Raw genomic sequence first — 22,553 nt, 5'->3', positions numbered from 1 at the left:
ATAACCTAATGATGAGATTTGTATTATCTACAACCCTATGTGTAATTATTGAAGGAGAACCCTATGAAACCATGGAAAAAACTGTTAAGTTTGAGCCTTGCTAGTGTACTTGGTGTGTCTTTATTTTCTGCTCAAGCGAGTGCCAAAGCAGAAAGTTGGCCAACAGGTCCGGTAACAATTATTACCCCGTGGGCTGTGGGTGGGTTAGCTGACCAAGTTGCGCGTGCAATGACCGAGTTTGGCAAGGCGGAATTTGGTCAACCGTTGTTAGCAACCAATATTTTGGGATCTGGCGGTGCAGTGGCATTAACGGAATATGTGAAAGAAAAACCGAATTCCGACAAGATGATTTTCGGCGGTGAAGGCAGTTTTGCTATTGCACCGTTGACAATGAAAGTTAGCTATCAATTTGATCAATTTGTGCCTGTCATTAATGTGTATTCTTCGACGTTCGTCTTTATTTCAAATCCAAAATTAAATATTAAAAATTTTGCGGATTTGGAAAACTATGTCAAAGAAGGCAAAGTGGTGAAAATTGCGGCGAATGGCACAAACTCATCTGAAGCGTTGCAATCGGCGGCACTAATTGATGCAATGGGCGGTAAATTTAAAATCATTCCTTATGAAGGCGCAAATGAAGCATTAACGGCGGTGGTGTCTGGTGAAGTTGATTTTGCGACCACTCACGCTTCGTTAGCTAAAGAGTTTGTGAAAGCGGGCAGTGTAAACCCTGTGGTGGCGTTTGATGATAAATCATTGAAAGATGATGTGTATGATTTATCAAGTGTGACAGAGCATGGTTACGATACTTGGATGACCAATATTTGTGCTGTATTTATGCGTGCTGGCACTGATGATGCGAATGTACAAAAAGCATACACCGCATTGAAAAATATTATGCAAAATGAAAAATTCCAAGGTATTGCGAAAAATATCGGTGTGCGTATCGATATTCAAGACGGTGCTTGGGTGAAAAACTATATTGAATCCAGTATGACAAAAGCGAAAAAATACGCTGAGTTGGTGAAATAAGATTCAATTAATAGTGGGGGTAAACAATGAAAATTCAGATTAAACAAAATTTAGTTGGTGGTATTGTTTTTTTGATTTTTTCATCACTGTTGTGGTGGTTTATCCCTACTCAGATTGTATTAAGAGAGAGTGCTGAGGCAATTAATTCACAAACCTTTCCACGCATTATTGTTGGGTTGATGTGGCTTTGTAGTGCGATTTTGGTCGCAAAAGAGATCGTCTTATTAATACAGAAAAAACCTGTGAAAGTGGTGAGCTTCGATCTGGGTGAAGAATATCGTGCATTTATTTTAATTGCCTTATTAATTGCATATTGGTTTTTATTAGATGCGTTGCCATTTTTGGTGGCATCATTGATTTTTGTGAATGCGTTTTTGCTGCTTTCACGTTGCCGTAATTGGAAATACTATGCCATTGTGTGCACCACAGTGATTTTAGTAAGTGTGGTATTTGAGCATATTTTGCATGTGAAATTACCGTAAGGAGTGGGTTATGTGGGATCATTTTATCAATGGTTTTGATGCGTTTTTCTCATTAAGCAGCTTCTTATATATTAATCTTGGCTTGTTTCTTGGCATTATTTTTGGAGCGGTGCCAGGGCTTACGGTTATGCTCTGTTTGGTGCTGTTATTACCGATTACCTATAACTTGGGCGCGATAGATTCTTTTATGTTTTTGCTCGGGATTTATTGTGCAGGTAGTTATGGTGGTTCGATCTCCGCAATTCTTATCCGCACACCAGGAACACCTCATGCAACGGCTACGATGATGGACGGCAATCCGCTATCACAACAAGGGCATTCACAAAAAGCATTGAATATCGCACTGTATGCTTCGTTTATCGGCGGCACATTTAGTGCATTGGTGTTACTTTTCCTTGCTCCAGAGGTTGCCAAAGTCGCACTGAAGATGGGATCGCCTGAATATTTTTTGATTTGTGCATTTGGTTTAACAATCATCGCTGGTGTGAGTGGTGAGAGTTTATTAAAAGGGATTATTTCAGGCTGTCTTGGGCTATTTTTAGCCACAGTAGGTCAAGATATTATTGGCGGTGGCGTTATGCGTTTTACGTTCGATAATATCTATCTTTATGGCGGATTTGATCTGGTCATTGTGTTAATTGGTTTGTTTGCGTTAGTGGAAATTATTAATAAAGGGCATTTGTTAGCGAAAACATCACAGGCGAAACAGAACGAAAAAATTGAATTTGAACATGAACGTTTAAGTAAAAAAGAGTGGATGAGAATGTCAAAACCATTAACGTTCTCATCATTAATTGGTTCTATTATTGGTATTATTCCTGGCACAGGTGCGTCAATGGCGTCATTTTTAAGCTATGATGTTGCACAAAAAGTTTCTAAAAAGCCTGAAGAATTTGGTAAAGGTTCTATTGAGGGTATTGCTGCGGCGGAATCAGCGAATAATGCCGTAACAGGGGCAACATTGATCCCATTGCTAACGTTAGGTATTCCAGGCGATGGTGCAGTGGCAATTATGCTTGGTGCATTAATGATAAATGGATTAACGCCAGGTCCAAATTTATTCCAAAATCATGGTACAACTGTTTATGCGATTATGATTGGGCTGATATTTGTGAATTTATTTATGCTATTACAAGGCAAATATTTGACCAGAATGTTTGCAAAAGTGGTGAAAGTACCAAGCCAAATTCTTGTGCCAATTATTGCGGTATTTTGTTTTGCAGGGGCTTATTCGATTAAAAACTCCATGTTTGATCTCGGCACAGCCATTACCTTTGGGGTGGTATCGTACGTGATGAGTAAACTTGGTTTTTCAGCGATTCCTGTGTTGCTTGGTTTAGTTCTTGGCTCATTGACTGAGAAGAATTTCCGCCGCTCTTTGATGATTTCTGACGGTAATTGGGATATTTTCGTTACACGCCCTTATTCACTTGCGTTTTTCATTTTGTTAGTTTCAGTGCTTTGTATGCTGATTTATAACAATTATAAAAAAGCGAAAAAAACACGCCAATAAAGAGGTTATTATGTCGCGCCCAAATATTTTATTTTATTTCTCTGATCAACAGCGTTGGGACACTATTGGTGCATATGGACAACCATTAGATGTCACACCGCACTTAGACGCTCTGGCACGTCAAGGCGTCTTGTTTGAGGAGGCATATTCGCCGCAACCTGTGTGTGGACCATGTCGCTCAATTTTTCAAAGTGGGCTATATCCAACACAAACAGGCTGTTTTCGTAATAATATTGCATTACCGCTAGATACTAAAACATTGGCAGATTATTTCACTGAAAATGGTTATGAAACGGCTTATATTGGTAAATGGCATTTAGCCAGTGATGGCGAATTAGAAGCCACGCCAACCATAGATTATACCATCACGGCGATACCACCTGAGCGTCGGGGAGGCTATAAAGGTTTTTGGCGAGCGGCTGATGTATTAGAGTTTACCTCCCATGGCTATGATGGTTTCGTATTTGATGAAAATATGAATAAATGTGAGTTTAAAGGCTATCGTGTTGATTGCATTACTGATTTTGCACTGGAATTTTTAGAGCAGTATAACAATGAAAAACCGTTTTTTATGACGATTTCCCACATTGAGCCACACCACCAAAATGATCGCCATACTTATGAAGGGCCAGAAGGGTCAAAAACACGCTTTGAGCATTATCAATTACCACACGATCTGAAAGTATTAGGTGGTAATGCGGATGAGATGTATCCAGATTATTTGGGATGTTGTCGCAGCCTTGATGATAATCTGGGGCGAGTCATTGATAAGCTCAAAGAAAAAGGCTTATTTGATAATACCATTATCATTTATGCCTCAGATCATGGCTCACACTTTATGACGCGTAATAAAGACGAGCATCTTAATGGTTACGATGATTATAAGCGCAGTTGTCACTCTAGTGCTTTACATGTGCCATTGATTATTGCAGGGCCAGGTTATAAAGGAGGCTTGCGCATCAAAGATCTGGTGAGTACGGCGAGTTTACCAAAAACGTTTCTTGCCATGGCGGGCATTGACGTTGGCGATAAAATGATTGGTGAAAATTTGCATGATGTGGTGGCACATCGGGATCCACAACGTAAAAATGAAATTTTTGCGCAAATCAGTGAAAGTCGCATTGGGCGTTGCATTCGTACTGAAAACTATCTTTACAGTGTTTACGCACCAAATGTACATGGTGGTGTACAGGGCGGCAGTGATGTGTATTGCGATGATTTTCTCTATGATCTTACAAAAGATCCGTATGAACTGACAAATGTCGTGGCAGAGCCTGAATATCAGCACATTAAAGCACAATTACGTGAACGCCTTTGTGATTTAATGGTGCAGGCAGGTGAACCTCGCCCAATGATTAAAGATCAGCTTTAATGAAAAAACAAAGTGCGGTCAGATTGAGGTCAGACCGCACTTTACATTTAATGCAATGGTTTTTCTTGCTTTTGAATTTGGCATTCCCACCCGTTGTATTCACCTTCAAATTGATCCGCACTTTTATCAAATGTTTTGACAAATTCAAAAATAGTGTCATCGCTCAATACGAGATCGTGCTGTAACATGACTAAATAATATGCCTCATCCTCTTCTTGCACGGGATCTTGTGTGTAGCGAATATCAATAAAACCAAATTCTTTCATGCAATAGTCAATGAAGTCTTGCATTTTTTCCGCACTTTCAAATTGAAATTTATGTGTGATAGGGTGCGGTAAATCTAGATTTGCGCCCTCTTGGCTTAGGCTTTCCAATGTCTGTGCGGTAGCGTTGATTTTCATCTCAAGCGGGGAGGGAAGGAGAAAATCAAAGTAAATATCGCAATTTGGATCGCGCTGTACCGTAAAATCTTGGCAATGCTGGTAATTGAGGCTGTCTTGAAATCGATCGGGATCATTACTGTAAAAATAGACTGTTGTTTTATTCCCGATGATGATAAACCCCACTAGAACAGTTTGGGTTAAGCCTACTAACGGCAGTAGCGTTTGCGAAAGTTGGTCAAGGTATGATTCACATTGCCATTGAGAATCAACTAAATTTTGCCCATGAATGTTGGCATCAAAAGGTAAGGAAAATGACAATGCGTATGGCAAGTGCATTTCGTCAAGCTGCTGCACAACACCAATATTGACCATCACAAATGCTTCTTGTTCATTGATTAAAGTGCGGTAGCTATCCCATTGATATTGGGCATTCATATCTCAATCCTTATGCAAACTCAGCAAAAATAGGGGCGTGATCGGACGGTTTTTCCATCGCACGAATCTCTAGATCAATACCGGCGGCTGTACATTTCTGCGCTAGCGTTTGATCTGCCAAGATGAGGTCAATACGCAATCCGCGATTGTCGTCAAAGCCTTTAGAACGATAGTCAAACCATGAAAATTTATCCGCTGCGTGCGGATATTGCATGCGGAATGTATCCACTAGCCCTAACTGAAGCAAGTTGGCAAGCCATTCCCGTTCTTCGGGTAAAAATGAACATTTCCCAGTACGCAACCAGCGTTTACGATTTTCCTCTCCGATGCCGATGTCTAAATCGGTTGGACTAATGTTCATATCGCCCATAATCACTAAATGTTGTTCTTTCGGATGTATGTTGGCGACATAGTGAGTAAGATCGGCATAAAATTTGGCTTTAGCCGGAAATTTAGTCTCGTGTGCACGATTTTCCCCTTGTGGGAAATAGCCATTAATGACGGTTATCATGCCATGCGGTGTGGCGATGTCAGCCATAATAAGGCGACGTTGGGCATTTTCATCGTCTGTTGGAAATCCTTTGCGTACAGCGATTGGCTCTTGTTTACATAGTAATGCGACACCATAATGCCCTTTTTGTCCGTGATAGAAAACGTGATAGCCTAAGTGATCAACCAAGTGGTGAGGAAAGTCGTCGTCAGCCACTTTAATTTCTTGTAACCCAATAACATTAGGCTGATGTTTATCGATAATGGCTTCAAGCTGTGCTGGGCGTGCGCGCAACCCATTAATATTAAAAGAGATAAATTTCATCGTCGTTTCCTTATATTTATTAGACGCGTATTTTATCAGAATTGTATTTGAGTGTCTGTCCTTTTCATTCTTGTATGGACTATGTAAATTCTGTTTTCTCAATTGGTTAATTTTTGTTAAAATAAAACAGTTTTACAATAACCAAGGACGAAGATTTATGTTTACCAAAACGACATTGACCAAAGCACTCTGTATGTCTGTTGGTGGGCTTGCGCTTGCAAGCACAACCTTTGCGCAGGAAACAGGCACTGCGGGGCAGCGTGTGGTTAATGAAACCGCTGAAACGATAGAAGCAGTACAGTCAGTGATCAACACGCCGTCAGACGAAACACAAAGTGCGGTTCAGCCTCATGCACCTGTGTCAATTCAGCATGAAAAGGCGACCTCAATACCAGCGAATGAACAGCTTGAACCACATGAAAGTGCGGTACCTGCGGTCACTGAGAAAATTTTGCAAGATGCAACAGGGCAAATTAATGCGCAATCTGATGATGTCGCGTCCCCTGAAAATGAGGCGATTCAAGCGCAGCAGCTCGCAGAAAATAAAGCAAAATTGCAGCAATTATTGGCAGGGCAAAATGTTGTGTTTACCACTGCACTGGCTAAACTTTATGGTGAGCACGGTTTTCAGCCTTTATGGCATAACAACCAAGCCACCCAATATTTGATGCGTCAGTTCGTGCCATGGGTACTCAGCGGGGTGTCAAATCAAGCTGCTACACAACTTGCCGCAATTAGTCGCAGCACGGATACAATGCAACGCGATATTTTGCTGAGTGATGCGTTTTTAAATTATTTGAACTATGCACAAAATGTACGAGGTGCACAACGTCATTGGCTTTATGGTAACAGCAGTTATAAAGCAGCGTTACCGAGCCAGTCAAGCATTAGCGCATGGAGCCAAGCGATTAGCACTAATCATGTGACAAGTTTTGTACAGAGTTTAGAGCCTAGCAATAAAAAATACAAAGCAGCGGTAAATCGTATTCTGGCATCGCTGCCTTCAGGTGGCATTGCCAATGTTGCCAGTGTTAGCGAAACCTTAAAACCAGGTGATCGCTCAAGTGAAGTGAAAGATCTTGCCACTATTTTGAAAAATAAAGGTTTCTATTCAGGGAATACCAATAGTGATCTGTATAGTGGTGAACTGGTTGATGCAGTGAAAGCATTTCAGGCGCGTAATGGCTTGAGTGCTGATGGGGTAGTTGGTGCAAATACGCGACATCGTTTAAACCCAGCGACAGTTTCGGCTGGTGGTAATTTATATAAATTAGCGATTAATGCACAACGTTTACGTGTGCTGCCAAATGAAGTGAATGGTATTTTTGTAAATATCCCAACTTATCAGCTTAATTATTACCGTAATGGGCAGTTAGTGCTTAATTCAAAAGTTATTGTGGGGAAAAAAGCACGCCCGACACCTGTTATGACTAGCCGTTTGAGTAATGTGGTTGTGAATCCGCCATGGAATGCGCCGACGCGTTTAATTAACGAAGATTTAATTCCAAAAGTGCGACGTGATCCAAGTTATATCTATCGTAATGGTTACACGATTGTAGATAGCAAAGGGCGGACCATTGATCCTTATACGATTGATTGGGAAAATATGACGGCGAAAAAATTCCCATACCGTTTGCGTCAAGCACCAGGTGGAGATAGTGCATTGGGTAGTTTTAAATTTAATATGCCAAGTTCAGAAGCCATTTACTTACATGATACACCATCTCGAGGATTATTTTCTCGTTCAGATCGTGCGTTAAGTTCAGGTTGTGTTCGGGTGCATAAAGCAGATGAATTAGCCACATTATTGTTAAATGAAAATGGCTGGACGACGGCGCGTAAACAGCAGGTTTTAGCAAGTAAGAAAACGACTTCTGCTAACTTAAGTAAACGTGATGATGTGTATTTATACTATGTCACAATGTGGGTCGGTAACGATGGTCAAATTCACACCGCTCCTGATATTTATAATCACGATAGAAAATTGGGTAAAACCAATGTGAATTGGGCAAATATTAAGAAAAATTTGCTGTAAACGTGATTTAATACTCAAATATGTAAAAAAGCTATTGAAAAATAGCTTTTTTTATGTTTTTCTAAACAGAATTTGATGCATGATTAAAACTAATTCTTATTTTTATTGTCTTACGCTAACACCACAACAACTTTTAATGAATGATGACAGAAACTAATCAACAACGTCGTAGATGGCTTGCATTAGGCGGCATTGTGCTTGGCAGTGTAATAATGCCAACGCAACTATTCGCTGCCGTCTCAACGCCAAAACCTCGCATTTTACGCTTTCGGAATATTAATAATGGTGAACGTTTAACGTCCCAATTTATTAATGGAAAAATCACCGGCAGTGCCGCATTACAGCAGTTAAATTATTTTTTGCGCGATCGTCGTTCTCAGCAAGTTTGCCGAATGGATCCTAATTTGTTCGGTAAGTTTTACCAAATTCAGAGTCAACTCGGTTTGCGTAATACTGAAATTCAAATTATATGTGGTTATCGTGCACCGGCGACGAATGCCTCAATGCGTCGTCGTAGTCGTGGTGTTGCTAAAAATAGTTATCACACACGGGGACAGGCCATTGATTTCCGTATTGATGGTATATCGCTTTCACAAGTCAGAAAAGCAGCCGCAGGGCTTAATAATGGTGGGGTTGGTTATTATCCACGTAGTAATTTCGTGCATATTGACACAGGACCAGTACGTACATGGCGAGGTTAAATCATGCATGTTGAGCTGATTCCTGTTACTGCTTTTCAGCAAAATTGTAGCGTAGTTTGGGATGATAATAAAAATGCAGCAATCATTGATCCAGGTGGAGAAAGTGCTCGCTTAATTGCATTTATTGAAGAAAATCGTCTCAATTTGACAAAAATTTTGCTCACGCATGGACATCTTGATCATGTGGGAGCAGCGAAAGCGTTACAAGCGCATTTTGATGTAGAAATGCTTGGATCACATATTGAAGATCAGTTTTTATTTGATTCTTTGCCAGAACAAGCAACACGCTTTGGATTAGCGGAAATAGCCCCATTTTTACCTGATAGATGGCTGCATGAAGGCGAACAGGTTACTGTCGGAGAGATAACATTTGATATATTGCATCTACCAGGGCATACACCAGGACATATAGGCTTTATTGAAAAAGAAAAAAATGTTGGTTTTACAGGCGATGTGTTATTTCATGGCAGCATTGGTCGTACGGACTTTCCACGTAGCAGCCATGCGGATTTAATTCATGCAATTAAAACGAAATTATTTGTATTTGATGATGATTTAATCATCATTCCAGGACATGGGTCTGCAACGCATATTGGGCGTGAACGTAAACTGAATCCATTTGTACAGTAAAAGTGCGGTTAAACCGCACTTTTATTTTTGTCGCTCTATTGATAATATGACGGCATAGTGTCGTTAGGGCGAGTTTTAAAGCGGCGGTGTAGCCACATATATTGCGTAATATCCTTTTCAATTTCACGCTCAACAACCTGATTCATTTGTGTAGCGACTTGCTCTTTATTTGCGTCATGCGGAAAGGTCACGGGCTCTGAGATTGACACATGATACCCTGAACCATCATGTTTACGCAAAGGCGCAAAAGGTACAACAGCCACTTCATCATTAGCCTTGATGAGATAATAACTGCCTGTTGTTGTAGCCGCATCAGGGACACCGAAAAACGGCACAAATACAGCGTTTTTTCGCCCATAATCGTGATCGGGTGCATACCACACGGTTTCATTATTTTTTAGTGCTTTTAAAATACCTCGCAAGTCTTTGCGATCGAGTAACATTTTGTTAGATCGAATACGTCCTCGATATTGGATCCAATCAAACACAGGATTGTCATTTGGGCGATAAACCCCAACACCAGGATGCACAAGCCCAATAATACGTGCGCCTAATTCAAGGGTTAAAAAATGGACACCAACAAAAATAATCCCACCTTGGCGATGTTTTTTTAAATGCTCAAGTCCACTGATTGAAGACCATTTTTTTATGCGGGCATCCGACCAAAACCACGCCATACCTGTTTCAATAATGGCCATGCCAACAGAACGTATATTTTGGGTTAAAATTTGCTCTCGCTCTTGCACGGATTTTTGTGGGAACGCCAGTTCGAGATTGCGTCGTGCAATATTTGCTCGTCGTTTTCCTACGTTGAGGTGTATAAAAAGCCAGCTTATTCCATACCCCAATTTGAGCAAAATAGGATAAGGGAGCAGTAAAACGAGTCTAAATAACCCAAACCCAAGCCATAAAAACCAGTAGCGAGGATGTAAAAATGCGATTTTAAATGGCGGCAAGCGATGTTTGTCTGTCATTGATAATCCTTCGTTGAAAACGCTATTTTACCGAAGATGACAAAAAAGATAAACAGTGCCGAGTAAATTGCCTGCACGGGCGTGATTTTTCTGTCAGGCGTGGCAGAATATGGTAAAATCAGCAAAAAAGTTGGAGCAAATTATGACGCAATATATCACACAGTTTAACCAAGCCAGCGTGTTAGTGCTAGGCGATGTGATGCTAGATCGCTATTGGTTTGGCGCAACGCAACGTATTTCGCCTGAAGCCCCAGTGCCAGTGGTGCAAGTCAATCATAATGAAGAGCGCGCAGGTGGTGCAGCGAACGTCGCAATGAATATCGCTGGGCTGAATGTGGCGGTGAAATTATTGGGTTTAGTGGGTAATGATGAGCCAGCACAAACCTTGAAAACGATGTTACGCCATGAAAACATTGATTGTGATTTTGCGACCGTAGATTCGCATCCAACGATCACCAAGTTGCGCATTTTGTCACGCCATCAGCAACTTTTACGGCTTGATTTTGAAACGGCATTTAACCAACAACAAAGTGCGGTGTTGTTGGAGAAATTACGCGCTGCTGCACCGCACTTTGGTGCTTTGGTGCTGTCGGATTATGGCAAAGGTACGCTCCATAGTGTGCAGGAGATGATCGCCATTGCCAATGCACATAATTTACCAGTATTAATCGATCCGAAAGGAACAGATTTTCATCGTTATCAACATGCTACATTGTTGACCCCAAACTTATCGGAATTTGAAGCCGTAGTGGGTAAGTGTGCCAATGATGAGGAGCTATGTGCTAAAGGATTTGCGCTAATTGAAAAATTGAATTTACAAGCACTGTTGATTACACGCTCCGAAAAGGGAATGACATTGTTGCAACTCAATCATCCTCCGTTTCATTTACCAACACAAGCTAAAGAAGTCTTTGATGTGACGGGTGCTGGCGATACAGTGATTAGCGTGCTAGCCACAGCGATTGCCGATGGGCGAACGCTCGAGGAGGGATGCTATCTGGCGAATGCGGCGGCAGGTGTTGTGGTCGGTAAATTGGGAACATCGACGATCAGCCCTGTTGAGTTGGAAAATGCGGTGCATCAACGCACGGATGAAGGCTTTGGTGTCGTCGATAAAGTGCGGTTACAAACACTCGTGCATGATGCGAAGGCGCGCGGTGAGAAAATTGTGATGACCAATGGGTGTTTTGATATTTTGCATCCAGGGCATGTGTCGTATTTAGAGAATGCGCGGAAATTAGGCGACCGCTTAATTGTTGCTGTTAACAGCGATGAATCGGTGCGTAGATTAAAAGGGCAAACACGCCCGATTAACACACTTAACGCACGTATGGCGGTGTTAGCTGGGCTTTCATCGGTAGATTGGGTTGTCTCATTTGAGGAGGATACCCCACAACAGTTGATAGCGGAGATTCTGCCTGACTTATTGGTGAAAGGGGGCGATTATAAACCGCAAGAGATTGCCGGCAGTCAAGAAGTCTGGGCGAACGGTGGCGATGTACAGGTACTGAATTTTGAAAATGGGTATTCTACCTCCAAGGTTGTTGAACGAATTAAATTACATGGTTAGGAGCAAGAAATGAAAGTTGCGGTGTACAGCACAAAAAAATATGACAAGAATTATTTTGAGCTGGTCAATGTGAAATATGGTTTTGAGCTAGAGTTTTACGATTTTATGCTCACGGAACGTACAGCGAAAATGGCAGAAGGTGCTGATGCAGTGTGTATTTTTGTCAATGATGTAGCTGATCGTCGTGTGCTTGAACGTTTAAATGCCATTGGTGTGAAATTAGTGGCACTGCGTTGTGCTGGTTTTAATAATGTCGATTTGAAGGCGGCGCAAGAGCTTGGCATTAAAGTCGTGCGAGTGCCAGCTTACTCTCCTGAAGCCGTAGCAGAGCATACCGTAGGGTTGATGTTGGCTCTTAATCGCCGTATTCACCGTGCTTATAACCGTACGAGAGACGCGAATTTTTCCTTAGAAGGGCTGATGGGCTTTAATATGTATGGACGCACGGCTGGTGTGATTGGCAGTGGGAAAATCGGTGTGGCAGTGATGCGGATTTTAAAAGGGCTTGGAATGAATGTGTTAACGTATGATCCATTTGAAAATCCACAGGCGCTTGAGTTAGGTGCGAAATATGTTGATTTAGATACGCTATATCGCCAATCTCACGTGATTACATTACATTGTCCAGCAACGCCTGAAAACTACCATATGTTAAACAAGGAAGCCTTCGATAAAATGCGTGATGGCGTGTTGATTGTGAACACCAGCCGCGGTTCTTTAATTAACACCAAAGACGCATTAAAAGCCTTAAAAAGTCATAAAATTCGAGGGCTTGGTATTGATGTGTATGAAAATGAGCAAGGATTATTTTTTGAAGATAAATCCAATGATGTTATTCAAGATGATACTTTCTCGTTATTGGCAGCATCACATAACGTGCTGATGACGGGGCATCAAGCCTTTTTGACTGAAGATGCCATTACGAATATTGCGGAGGTAACCTTACGCAATATTGCTGATGTGGTGCGAAATATTCCGTGTGCGAATGAAGTGACCCCATAAGGAATAAAAGTGCGGTTTAGTCTTAATTCTTGCAATAGACTTGAAAAATCGTGCATAAGCCCTTATTCTTGATAACATCACCATAACATATAAGGATGAAAAAATGAGTGAAGTATTACACGTAACTGATGCAAGTTTTGAACAAGATGTTTTACAATCAAGTACCCCAGTTGTCTTGGATTTCTGGGCACCGTGGTGCGGACCTTGTAAAATGATTGCGCCAATTCTTGATGAAATTGCGGCTGAATTAGACGGCAAAGTGAAAATTGCAAAAATTAATGTTGATGAAAATCAGCAAGTTGCGGCTAAATTTGGCGTACGTAGTATTCCAACATTGGTTATTTTTAAAGAAGGAAAAGCTGTAAATACCCAAGTAGGTGCATTGCCTAAAACACAATTAACAGCATTAATCGAAAAATCCATCGCATAATGATAAGCCTCTCAATAGAGAGGCTTGATGTTAGACCGCACTTTTAAAAGTGCGGTTTTTTATTGTAAACCGCAATCAAGGCAGTAGAGATATTGCCCTTTCGGATCATTAAATTGGCTTAATGTTCCTAATTGCTGTGCGGCAACGCCGAGTGCTGAGCTCGGGTGAATTCCAAACGCAGTTAATACCCATTGTTTGACTTTTGCTTGTCCATCGTTGAGCAGTTTGCCAAGCAGACTATGATCTTGTTCAACGAACCACTGGACTTTAATCGACGATACATTTTCAAGCCCTGCTTGCTGGCGTTTGGCGTTAATCAGATCAACCGTTTCATCAACAGCTGTATTAAAATCGCCTAACCCATCGACCAATTTTTTATCAAGTGCGGTTTCGCCTAGCCACACTTGCCCTTGCGCTACACGATCAGCTTGTTCTAGGCTAATGTGTCGTCCTTGAGAGACGAGCGTTAAGAATTGTTTGTAGCCATGTTCAATGCTTAATTGTAAGTAGTCTTCCATCTCTTTTGGCAAGGCATTGGTTAATGCCATTTGACTTAGTGGGCTGGTTGCAACACCATCGCTATGAATGCCAAGTTTGGCTAAACTGTTTTCCAGTGTAAAGAAGGCGGAGAAAATGCCAATTGAGCCAGTTAATGTTGTAGGGCTTGCAATAATTTTATCTGCCTCTGCTGAAATCCAGTAGCCACCAGAGGCTGCCATTCCCCCCATTGAGACAACCACGGGCAAACCTTTCGCTTTAAGGGCTTGCACGGATTGGCGGATAAGTTCACTGGCAAACGCGCTGCCGCCAGGTGAGTTGACACGCAAGATTAAGGCTTTTACATCCTCATCTTTACTGACTCGCTCTAATTGTTCGACAACACTATCGCCACCAACGGCTTGATTAGTACTATAACCGTCGATGATTTCGCCCTCCACATTGACCACCGCAATTTTATTTTTTGCATCAATATCAAAACGACTTGGCAACAGAGAGACATAGTCTGATAAGGTAATATGTTGATACTCGCCCTTATCATTTTCGCCAAAGGTATGAATAAACTCATCTCGGATGGTGTTATCGTCCGCTAAGCGAGTAACCAATGCTGTGTTAACCGCATATTTTGCGCTGTCGCCATCGTATTGGCGTAACAATTCAAGGAACTGTTTTGCCTCAGGCAAAACCGCACTTTGATCAATGTTACGATTTTGCGCAACCGTTTTTTCATAATGTGTCCAGAGTTGATTCAACCAAAGTGCGGTATTGGATTTCGCTTCTGGCGACATATCATCACGCAAAAATGGCTCAACGGCGGCTTTATATGTGCCAACACGGAAAATATGTGGCGTCACGTCCAATTTTTCCAATAGTGATTTGAAAAATAGCGTATTGGTTGCCATTCCTTGAATGCCAACTTCACCATTGGGATTGAGATAAATTGTATCCGCGTAACTTGCAAGCAAGTATTGTTTTTGTGTGTAATGGTGCGCTAAGGCATAAACGGGTCTGCCTGTGGCTTTAAAGCCATTGAGAGCCTCTCCGATAAAGTTAATAGAGGGAATATCACCTCCGATAAAATAGTTGAGATCCAGCACAATGCCTTTAATTCGCTCATCGCGTGTTGCTGTCATAATGGCATTAACGACATCAAAGGTCGAAATTTGTCGTGGCAGACTGCGATCATCCATTTCGTGTAATAGACTAATTAGATCGCGTTCTGGACGGTTATCGGCGAGAAATCCGTCGAGATTGAGCACCAATGCGCCTTCAGGCGTTGGGATGTCACCGCTTGTACGGATGAAAAGTGCGGTTATGCTCAGGACAAACAACATAAACACAATAAAGAAGATATTGACTACAACATCACGCACAAAGCAAAGTCCACGCCAGAAAAAGCGCAACAAAGAGAGAATGGCGGTCATGAACATTTCCTCAGTATAATTACTTATACATTAATTAAAAATGGGGTATATTGTAGCAATAATTTTTTAAAAAAGTAGCGCGAGGAATAAAAATGCACGCAATGGATTTGTTATTACAACGTCGTTCCACCAAAAAATTAATTGAGCCAGCCCCTAATGCGGAACAATTGGAAAAAATGATTCAGGCTGCAATGCACGCCCCCGATCATGGTAAGTTGAAACCTTACCGTTTTGTGGTGATTGATAAAGCAGGGCAGGATAAATTAGAACACTTATTGATAAGTGCGGTTGAAGAGCTCAATTTGGGTGAAGAGCGAAAAGCCAAGGCGCATAGCGTTAGTCATCGAGCACCGATGATAATTGCGGTTGTGGCAAAAGTTAATCCTGATCTGGAAAAAGTGCCAGGTTGGGAACAAATGCTATGTGCAGGCTGTGCCACTTATGGGTTACAACTCGCTGCAAATGCACAAGGATTTGATAATGTATGGGTAACGGGGCCTTGGGTAGAGGGCAGTGCATTGCGTCAGGCTCTTGGGTGTGGTGCTCATGATAAAGTTATCGCACTTGTGATGATTGGCACAGCAGAGCACAAACCCGATGGATGTCGTGAATACAATGTCAGTGAGTACCTGAGCTATCTTTAAGATGTATGCGATAATGGCTAGGTGAGATACCCGTGTGGTTTTTAAACACTTTGCTGAAATGCGATTCTGACTGATAACCCACTTCTAATGCGATATGCAGCACAGATTTATTGCTATTTTTCAATAACATTTGTGCTTTTTGCATACGCAGATCAAGTAAAAATTTTCCTGGCGGTGTGCCTGTTTTTTGTTTGAACAGGCGGATGAAATTGGCACGAGACATGGCACAGCATTCAGCTAATGAGTGCATAGTCCACGCTTTTTCGGGCTGTTTTAACATCGCATCTACAGCATGAAATAGCCGTTTGTCTTGCAAGGCAGAAAAGATATTTTGCTCAAGTGTATCGCCGTGTTGAATGTAATCACGAATGAGATAGGTTAATAACACATGGCATAAGCCATTGATAATTGCGTGCGATCCGAGTTGATGGTTGGCTTCCTGTTGCAGAATCATTACCAGTGGCAGGGTAATATTTTCTTGTCCTGATAAAATCCAATAATCGGGCAGCATATTGGATAAAAGAGCATTTTGCGTATAATCAAAATAGCCACAAAACATTTCAAAATCATAGCGTTGAATGTTATTCTGACGCAATTCAAATACGCCATATTGTTGTCGTTGCATATGAAGAGAGCTCTCTTCTCCTGCCAATACATTTCCTAACCAATGCGGTATGCCATTCGGTAAAAAAAGAATATCGCCTTTTTTGAGTAAGTGTCGTGTTTTGCCAATGTGTACCGCACATTGCCCGACAGTGATGATATGGAAAATGCCACGATTTTGTTTTGCATGAGTGATTTGCCAGTTATCGCAAAAACGGCATAACACATTGATTTCGCCACGCACATCAGCAAGTTGAATTAAATTATCCAGATAATCCATCGGTTGTGTCTATTTTAATATTAAAAAAACAGATAATGATACTAAATAACAAGAAAGTATGCTTTAAAGTATCAATAATACGCAAGCAATCTTACGATGTAAATCACAATATGGATTAAGGAGAAATTATGTTTGCAGATTGGAAAAATCAGACATCACATGTGAAAAAATCATTTGGTCAATTAGGGCAAAAATACCCTAAAATGCTTCAAGCCTATGGTGCATTGAATGCTGCAGCTGCGGAAGGTAATGTGCTGGATGCCAAAACGCGAGAGTTGATTGCCCTAGCAGTTGCTGTGACAACACGCTGTGAAAGCTGTATTTCTGTGCATGCTCAAGAAGCCGTTAAAGCTGGTGCAACGGAAGAGGAAGTGGCAGCCGCATTAGCCACTGCAATTGCACTCAATGCTGGGGCAGCATACACTTATTCATTGCGTGCATTGGAAGCATTTGAAACGCAAAAATAAGCACAGCATTTGATCTTGACCGCACTTTTAATGTGAAAGTGCGGTTTTTTATTGCTTTTCTTGCCCTTGCGCTAAAATAAACGCCCGTAGTTCATCCAGTTTCACCCCGTGTAATGGGCTATTGGCATCATTAAACAGTTGAGTAACGGCAAAAATCCGCTGTTTGACTAATGAATAGGCAAGAACATCGAGCTTCGCCCGTGCAGCCCAGTCAATAAAAGTGATCAAATACGAATAGGCTAATTGCTGCCAAGTTTGATAATTTCCAGCGAGGTACACGGCGGCAGCTCTGAGCATATTGCGTGTTTCATTTTCATTGATAAAACCAAGCGTGAAGCAGGCGCGCGTCAGCCAAATAAACTGCACAAGATCAGAGCCAGCACTGTTGACATGTGTATCTTGCGGGTTTATCTCATAGCCAAAATCACGGAGGCATTGGTCATATTTCGTAAAGTGCGGTATGCTTGCAATCATCTGTTCTTCTTGGCGCAACACCGACTGCCAAAGTGTCTGCATGGCTTTCATTGCACTATCGCCATCAGTGACTGACCATGAAGTTTGCAATAGTGCTTTCAGACCAGTGAAGCCCGCATCATGAGATTTAAGCCCTTCGAGCGCATTAAGATACATGGCATCTGTTCCTGTGAGTGCATAATGTGGGTTTCGTGCAAGCTCAATTAACGCACTGTTTTGATTGGAGCAGATGAGAGTGACCTCATATAAACTCTCAGCCAGTGTTGCAAATTCTTCCGCTTTATTCTTTAAGGCAAAGTGCGGTTTGGCGGTATGCAGTGTACCAAAAAAGCAACGTCCTAATGGCTGGTTAGCGCGTTTCACAAAAACTAAACTTAAAAAAACTTTAAACGTAGTATAAAGCCCTAAAATCACCACACCGATCAGCAATAGCCAATACGGCACGGTTTGCGAAGGGGAAATAAAAGTGAAATAGCACAAAAATAGTGACGCCAGTAGCGGCATAAAAAAATTAAATTGTTTTAAATAGAGACGTTGCTTGAGCTTCATGAAGACTCCGATTCTGCATTTTGATTGTAAGGGGTGCGTAAGATGGTATGCGTATAAAAGTTGCCGTTTAGTTGTGTTTTATTCATATGATAATGTCGGAAAGCCGTAAATACATTTTTATCTGGCGCAATAGGATTATGCCAAAATTCATCAAGTGAGCCTTGATAGGTTAATCCTGACATATTGTAATTTGCACGCCCTAATGTGAGGATGGGCATATTATGAATTAAGGCAGAAATACCGCTAGTGCTATTTAATGTGACCATGCCTTTGCCATATTGCAAAAAAATGGGCATGGCAACGTCGTGAATATAGAATATGCGATGTTTAAGTTTGGGATCGCGGTGTTTAAATTTTTTAATGACATCACTGTAATCAATAAAACCCCGATCCATCGGGTGATGTTTCACGATTAGACTTACATGCTCAGGGGCATGCTGAGCAAAAGATGTTAATACATGCTCTAAAAAATCACGCACAGTAGCAAAATCACTGTGTACCCGAACTTGGCTGTCATCATAGACTTGTAGAGGGACAATATAAAAATCGCCAAACTCACCTCGTGCGACACGTTTAGCAAAATTGGCATCTTCAAGTGCATAACATAGACGCTTGAGACCTGATATTACCCATAATCGAATGTAGTAATTGATATTTAAAAGCCGATGATGCTTATAGTGTGGATATTTTGTACGATTCCAATAGGCTTTGGTGTAATAACGTATCGCAAGACGTGCAACAGGCATAAAACCTGAAGCAACAGGAATAGGCTCAGAGGGAAGCGTTAAGTGTTGACCGTGTTCAAGATAGAAATCGGCTGAGCGTGGAATAGTAGAAAAATCATTTACACCGTCTTTTTCCAGTGTAATAAAGTGCGGTCGGAAATAGCCTTCTTCAAACGCCCAAAAGGTGAGATGAAATTTCTCAGCTACGTGCTTAGCAATGGTGTGGTAGTAGCGATTATCGCCAAAACAGATAATGGCTTGAATTTGTTCACGCTGCACCAAGTCGGTCAAATCATGTTCAAAAGCATCCAGTGTTGAGGTATAAGCAATCACATTGTGTGAGCTGCCTTCAGGATAAAAATGCTCATCACCAAAATTAAAATTGATTTTAGTGCACTGCTTGCCTTGTGCTTCAAGCCACTGAGCCAATTCACGAAAGAAATGCCCAATCGGTCCTTGTAAAAGCAAAAAACGCTCGCCACTGGCAAGCAGTTCATCTAAATTATGTTGCAACACTCACTCCTCAAATCAGCTTAACGTATTGAAAGATAAAGTTGTTTTAGCTTTCCAATTTGCTTAGAACACCAACTTCTGTACAGTCCATTATCATCTTTTAATTTTACCCGTTGTTGCTGTAATATTTCAATTGCTCGTTGTGCATTTATGCGTGTTTTGCGTGTGGGGTCAATATATTGTGGGTAATAGACTAATGTTGCCACCACCAACTCGCTCAATTTCAGCGTGCGAGTACGCCTTGGGCTTTGGATTGCATCATATGTTAAGCCCCAATTGGCATAAAACGGTAAGCCATAACAAAACACCTTTTTACCTCGTAGCAAGGCCTCGAAGCCAGAAAGAGATGTCATTGTATGCACTTCATCGGCACAGTTAATACAGTCAAGAATATTAGTTTTCTCTACAATTTCATCCGCGAGAATTTGTGCTTGTTGTATATCAATGTACCCGATTCGATTGCCACTGACCACATCAGGGTGGGGCTTATAAATAATATATGCGTTCGGATTAGCTTGCCGCACAGCGTGTAATAACGCTAGATTTGTCTTAATTTGCGGTGAACCAAAACGAATAGAGGCATCATCTTCTACTTGCCCTGGCACTAAAATAACTTTTTTTCCGTTATGTTGAACCGAAAATCCACTCTCACCAACATTATATTTGCCGATATGTTGCGTTACTAAGGTATTCTGTAAATGCTCTCCCTGTATGCGATCGTGATCGGTAAAAAGGTGATTTTGTAAAATATATTCTAATCTTGATGGGGCATGTCCATTAAAATAAATGCCGAGATCATCAATGACAAGTGATAATGGTGCAACTAGGTTAGACCCTAGACCAACAGAGCGGATAAAACCATCTTCCATACGTAACACGCTTAGCTCACGCAGGGAGGCAAAATGGAGCAATGCTTCTTGTCCTTGCCCCCAAATTAGCAGTTTGGCATCAGATGGCAAAGTGCGGTTTTGTAATTTCTTGATGGATGAGAAAAAGTGCAATTTACAGCTTGGAAGTTGGAAAAACGGCTTAATCACGGCGCGCTTCCATAACGACATACCGATACAGTAGAGATTGCCAGCCAAACGTTGGTTGAGTTGTTTTCCTTGATTTAAATAATCAATCACATCGAAAATAGTACCGGTCTTGCCCGTAACAGGATTGATGTAACGGCTGTATTGCAGATAGGCACAGGAAAATAAATGAAGTAAAGTGCGGTTAGCTCTACGCTTTTGAGTAGTTAATTGTTTAATAGCAGGATGACGATCATCGGTTAAGCCCCAACCAGCAAACCAAGCGACGCCAAAGATGACCACAGGTTTATTGAGCATTAATGCCTCAAATCCCATTTGAGACGTTACACAATAGACTTTATCCACACACTCAAGCAATGAGAGCGGATTGGCATTGTCGCTAATTAACCGCACTTTGTCTTTAAAATGTGAAAGTGCGGTCAGGTAGCCTTGTTTTTTGCCACTGATGACATCTGGGTGTGTTTTCACCCAAATTTCAGCGTTTGGGTTTTCAGCCAACGCACAGTCAAGCATCAGATTGAACGTGTTTTCATCGGCTTGCCCAAAACGCACCGCCATATCACCGAATGTTTGATCAATAACTAAAATGCGAGGTTTGTTGTGCGGTGTGTCATCCACAAAATTAGGTGCATGGTTATATTTGCTAAGTTTGTAGTCAACAATTAAGCCCAATGCACGCTGTGCATCAGTCAAGATTTCTGGGGGAATGGGGGATAAAATCAGTTGCTCAAGGCGTGAAGGGCGAGTTGTATCGTAGTATATGCCAAGATTGTCGATTACCATCGAAAATGGTGCATAACCTTCACAACCTAAGCCGAGAGAGCGGAGAAAACCATCCTCCAGCGCGATGTACGGTAGATTATGCGCCTTGGCAAAGTCGCGTGCTTTTTTCGTCGTTGGACGCAAGCCCCAACCTAACACCGTGCTAACTGCACTTTGCTTTTTTTGCGTGAGAGTGTATTCCGGCAAAAATTGGGCTAAGTGCGGTGTGTGCCAAATGCCACGAGAAAAAACGAGCGCAAGTGATTTTTGCATTATTGAATATCTAATTTACCAAATGATTTCACCACATCATCGACGGCTTTCACGCGGGTTAAAAAGTCTTCCAACAGGTTCAATGGCAGTGCACTTGGCCCATCACATTTCGCTTTGTCTGGATTAGCGTGGGATTCTAAAAACAGCCCCGCTAAACCAGTAGCCATGCCAGCAAGCGCAAGATCAAGGACTTGATCACGTCGCCCACCTGAAGCGGCAGCACCTGCCTCACGTTGTTGTAGAGAATGGGTAACATCAAAAATAATCGGCAAATTACCACATACTTTTTTCATCACCCCAAAACCTAGCATATCAACAACTAGATTATCATAACCAAAATTAGCACCGCGCTCGCACAAAATGAGATCATGGTTGCCCGCTTCATTGAACTTTTCAACAATATTTTTCATTTGGTGCGGGCTTAAAAATTGCGGCTTTTTAATGTTGATAGTACGCCCTGTTTTTGCCATCGCTACCACCAAATCGGTTTGGCGTGCTAAAAATGCGGGCAGTTGCAGCACATCGCAGGTTTCCGAAACGATCTCACACTGCCACGGCTCGTGAACATCGGTTATCACCGGTACATTGAACTCACGCTTAACAGCTTGGAAGATTTTCATCCCCTCATCAAGTCCCACCCCGCGATAAGAATGGATTGAAGAGCGGTTCGCTTTATCAAAAGAGGCCTTAAATACATAAGGAATCCCTAGTTTATCTGTCACCTTGACATATTTTTCACAGGCATTCAGCGTGGAATCCAAATCCTCCAGCACATTAATGCCACCGAAGAGCGTGAAAGGGGAGGTATTTGAGAGTGATAATGTGTTCATAAGCAAAGCATATTTCAGTTAATTGTTGTCTTATATTACACCAAATAGTGCCAAAAACATAGCCCAACCGCACTTTGGCACTTAGCTTGGCAAAGAGGAGGAAC

Annotated in this window: 21 protein-coding genes; 12 read left to right on the top strand and 9 right to left on the bottom strand. The window is 41.7% G+C overall.

Going from position 1 to position 22,553, the window contains the following annotated elements; genetic code table 11:
* The first annotated feature begins 63 nt into the window (after nucleotides 1-63).
* From HPC40_RS01255 to HPC40_RS01240, 4 genes are read left to right on the top strand one after another with little or no spacing between them, the layout of a single operon-like run.
* Nucleotides 64-1,032: a tripartite tricarboxylate transporter substrate binding protein gene (locus HPC40_RS01255; RefSeq protein ID WP_208117667.1), complete on the top strand. Its 969-nt coding sequence runs from the start codon at nucleotides 64-66 to the stop codon at nucleotides 1,030-1,032.
* 26 nt (nucleotides 1,033-1,058) lie between these two features.
* Complete coding sequence (locus HPC40_RS01250; RefSeq protein WP_208117666.1) at nucleotides 1,059-1,514, top strand: tripartite tricarboxylate transporter TctB family protein; 456 nt, start codon at nucleotides 1,059-1,061, stop codon at nucleotides 1,512-1,514.
* A gap of 10 nt (nucleotides 1,515-1,524) precedes the next feature.
* Entirely contained in the window at nucleotides 1,525-3,027 is a 1,503-nt protein-coding gene (locus HPC40_RS01245) for a tripartite tricarboxylate transporter permease (RefSeq protein ID WP_208117665.1), read from the top strand.
* 10 nt (nucleotides 3,028-3,037) lie between these two features.
* Nucleotides 3,038-4,399 carry a sulfatase-like hydrolase/transferase gene (locus HPC40_RS01240; protein WP_208117664.1) on the top strand — a complete coding sequence of 454 codons (1,362 nt, stop codon included), beginning with the start codon at nucleotides 3,038-3,040 and terminating at the stop codon, nucleotides 4,397-4,399.
* A 47-nt stretch (nucleotides 4,400-4,446) separates the two neighbouring features.
* Here HPC40_RS01240 and HPC40_RS01235 read toward each other — a convergent pair whose 3' ends face one another.
* A complete protein-coding gene (locus tag HPC40_RS01235; RefSeq protein WP_208117663.1) occupies nucleotides 4,447-5,217 on the bottom strand; it encodes a TIGR01619 family protein in 771 nt (256 codons plus the stop codon).
* A gap of 10 nt (nucleotides 5,218-5,227) precedes the next feature.
* A complete protein-coding gene (xthA, locus tag HPC40_RS01230; RefSeq protein ID WP_208117662.1) occupies nucleotides 5,228-6,031 on the bottom strand; it encodes an exodeoxyribonuclease III in 804 nt (267 codons plus the stop codon).
* Between the two features lie 157 nt (nucleotides 6,032-6,188).
* Between xthA and HPC40_RS09390 the strand changes: the two genes are divergently transcribed.
* From HPC40_RS09390 to HPC40_RS01215, 3 genes are all read left to right on the top strand, one after another.
* The gene (locus HPC40_RS09390; RefSeq protein ID WP_235972261.1) at nucleotides 6,189-8,066 is read left to right on the top strand and encodes a L,D-transpeptidase family protein; all 1,878 of its coding nucleotides are present in this window, start codon (nucleotides 6,189-6,191) and stop codon (nucleotides 8,064-8,066) included.
* Nucleotides 8,067-8,209: 143 nt separating this feature from the next.
* A complete protein-coding gene (locus HPC40_RS01220; RefSeq protein WP_208117661.1) occupies nucleotides 8,210-8,767 on the top strand; it encodes a YcbK family protein in 558 nt (185 codons plus the stop codon).
* Between the two features lie 3 nt (nucleotides 8,768-8,770).
* Nucleotides 8,771-9,397, top strand: a complete 627-nt coding sequence (locus HPC40_RS01215) for an MBL fold metallo-hydrolase (RefSeq protein WP_208117660.1) — start codon at nucleotides 8,771-8,773, stop codon at nucleotides 9,395-9,397.
* A gap of 35 nt (nucleotides 9,398-9,432) precedes the next feature.
* Here the strand turns inward: HPC40_RS01215 and HPC40_RS01210 are convergent, their stop codons facing one another.
* Nucleotides 9,433-10,371, bottom strand: a complete 939-nt coding sequence (locus HPC40_RS01210) for a Kdo(2)-lipid IV(A) acyltransferase (protein WP_208117659.1) — start codon at nucleotides 10,369-10,371, stop codon at nucleotides 9,433-9,435.
* A 142-nt stretch (nucleotides 10,372-10,513) separates the two neighbouring features.
* On the opposite strand from HPC40_RS01210, the gene hldE reads away from it, so the two are divergent.
* The 3 genes from hldE to trxA all read left to right on the top strand — a co-directional run bounded on the left by hldE (nucleotide 10,514) and on the right by trxA (nucleotide 13,373).
* Nucleotides 10,514-11,941 carry a bifunctional D-glycero-beta-D-manno-heptose-7-phosphate kinase/D-glycero-beta-D-manno-heptose 1-phosphate adenylyltransferase HldE gene (gene hldE / locus HPC40_RS01205; RefSeq protein ID WP_208117658.1) on the top strand — a complete coding sequence of 476 codons (1,428 nt, stop codon included), beginning with the start codon at nucleotides 10,514-10,516 and terminating at the stop codon, nucleotides 11,939-11,941.
* Between the two features lie 9 nt (nucleotides 11,942-11,950).
* Nucleotides 11,951-12,943 carry a 2-hydroxyacid dehydrogenase gene (locus HPC40_RS01200; protein WP_208117657.1) on the top strand — a complete coding sequence of 331 codons (993 nt, stop codon included), beginning with the start codon at nucleotides 11,951-11,953 and terminating at the stop codon, nucleotides 12,941-12,943.
* Nucleotides 12,944-13,046: 103 nt separating this feature from the next.
* Nucleotides 13,047-13,373: a thioredoxin gene (gene trxA, locus HPC40_RS01195; RefSeq protein ID WP_208117656.1), complete on the top strand. Its 327-nt coding sequence runs from the start codon at nucleotides 13,047-13,049 to the stop codon at nucleotides 13,371-13,373.
* A gap of 59 nt (nucleotides 13,374-13,432) precedes the next feature.
* On the opposite strand, the gene sppA is transcribed toward trxA, so the two are convergent.
* Complete coding sequence (sppA, locus tag HPC40_RS01190; protein ID WP_208117655.1) at nucleotides 13,433-15,295, bottom strand: signal peptide peptidase SppA; 1,863 nt, start codon at nucleotides 15,293-15,295, stop codon at nucleotides 13,433-13,435.
* A gap of 92 nt (nucleotides 15,296-15,387) precedes the next feature.
* On the opposite strand from sppA, the gene HPC40_RS01185 reads away from it, so the two are divergent.
* Nucleotides 15,388-15,939, top strand: coding sequence for a nitroreductase family protein (locus HPC40_RS01185; protein WP_208117654.1), 552 nt, complete (start codon nucleotides 15,388-15,390; stop codon nucleotides 15,937-15,939).
* Here HPC40_RS01185 and HPC40_RS01180 read toward each other — a convergent pair.
* Entirely contained in the window at nucleotides 15,914-16,822 is a 909-nt protein-coding gene (locus tag HPC40_RS01180) for a helix-turn-helix domain-containing protein (protein WP_208117653.1), read from the bottom strand. The genes HPC40_RS01185 and HPC40_RS01180 overlap by 26 nt on opposite strands.
* A gap of 128 nt (nucleotides 16,823-16,950) precedes the next feature.
* On the opposite strand from HPC40_RS01180, the gene HPC40_RS01175 reads away from it, so the two are divergent.
* The gene (locus tag HPC40_RS01175; RefSeq protein ID WP_208117652.1) at nucleotides 16,951-17,289 is read left to right on the top strand and encodes a carboxymuconolactone decarboxylase family protein; all 339 of its coding nucleotides are present in this window, start codon (nucleotides 16,951-16,953) and stop codon (nucleotides 17,287-17,289) included.
* 48 nt (nucleotides 17,290-17,337) lie between these two features.
* Here HPC40_RS01175 and HPC40_RS01170 read toward each other — a convergent pair whose 3' ends face one another.
* From HPC40_RS01170 to kdsA, 4 genes are read right to left on the bottom strand one after another with little or no spacing between them, the layout of a single operon-like run.
* Complete coding sequence (locus HPC40_RS01170; protein ID WP_208117651.1) at nucleotides 17,338-18,312, bottom strand: DUF1266 domain-containing protein; 975 nt, start codon at nucleotides 18,310-18,312, stop codon at nucleotides 17,338-17,340.
* Nucleotides 18,309-19,553, bottom strand: a complete 1,245-nt coding sequence (locus tag HPC40_RS01165) for a capsule biosynthesis protein (RefSeq protein WP_208117650.1) — start codon at nucleotides 19,551-19,553, stop codon at nucleotides 18,309-18,311. The genes HPC40_RS01170 and HPC40_RS01165 overlap by 4 nt, the downstream gene beginning before the upstream one ends.
* A gap of 17 nt (nucleotides 19,554-19,570) precedes the next feature.
* Nucleotides 19,571-21,619 (bottom strand): capsular polysaccharide biosynthesis protein, encoded by a 2,049-nt coding sequence (locus HPC40_RS01160; protein ID WP_235972260.1) that lies wholly within the window; start codon nucleotides 21,617-21,619, stop codon nucleotides 19,571-19,573.
* Entirely contained in the window at nucleotides 21,619-22,449 is an 831-nt protein-coding gene (gene kdsA, locus HPC40_RS01155; RefSeq protein WP_208117649.1) for a 3-deoxy-8-phosphooctulonate synthase, read from the bottom strand. Before kdsA ends, HPC40_RS01160 begins: the two co-directional genes overlap by 1 nt.
* Nucleotides 22,450-22,553: the final 104 nt, after the last annotated feature.

This window comes from Spirabiliibacterium falconis (assembly GCF_014885015.1).
In the GTDB taxonomy this organism is placed as follows: Bacteria; Pseudomonadota; Gammaproteobacteria; order Enterobacterales; family Pasteurellaceae; genus Spirabiliibacterium; species Spirabiliibacterium falconis.
This window is presented reverse-complemented; position numbering and strand designations above follow the sequence as displayed.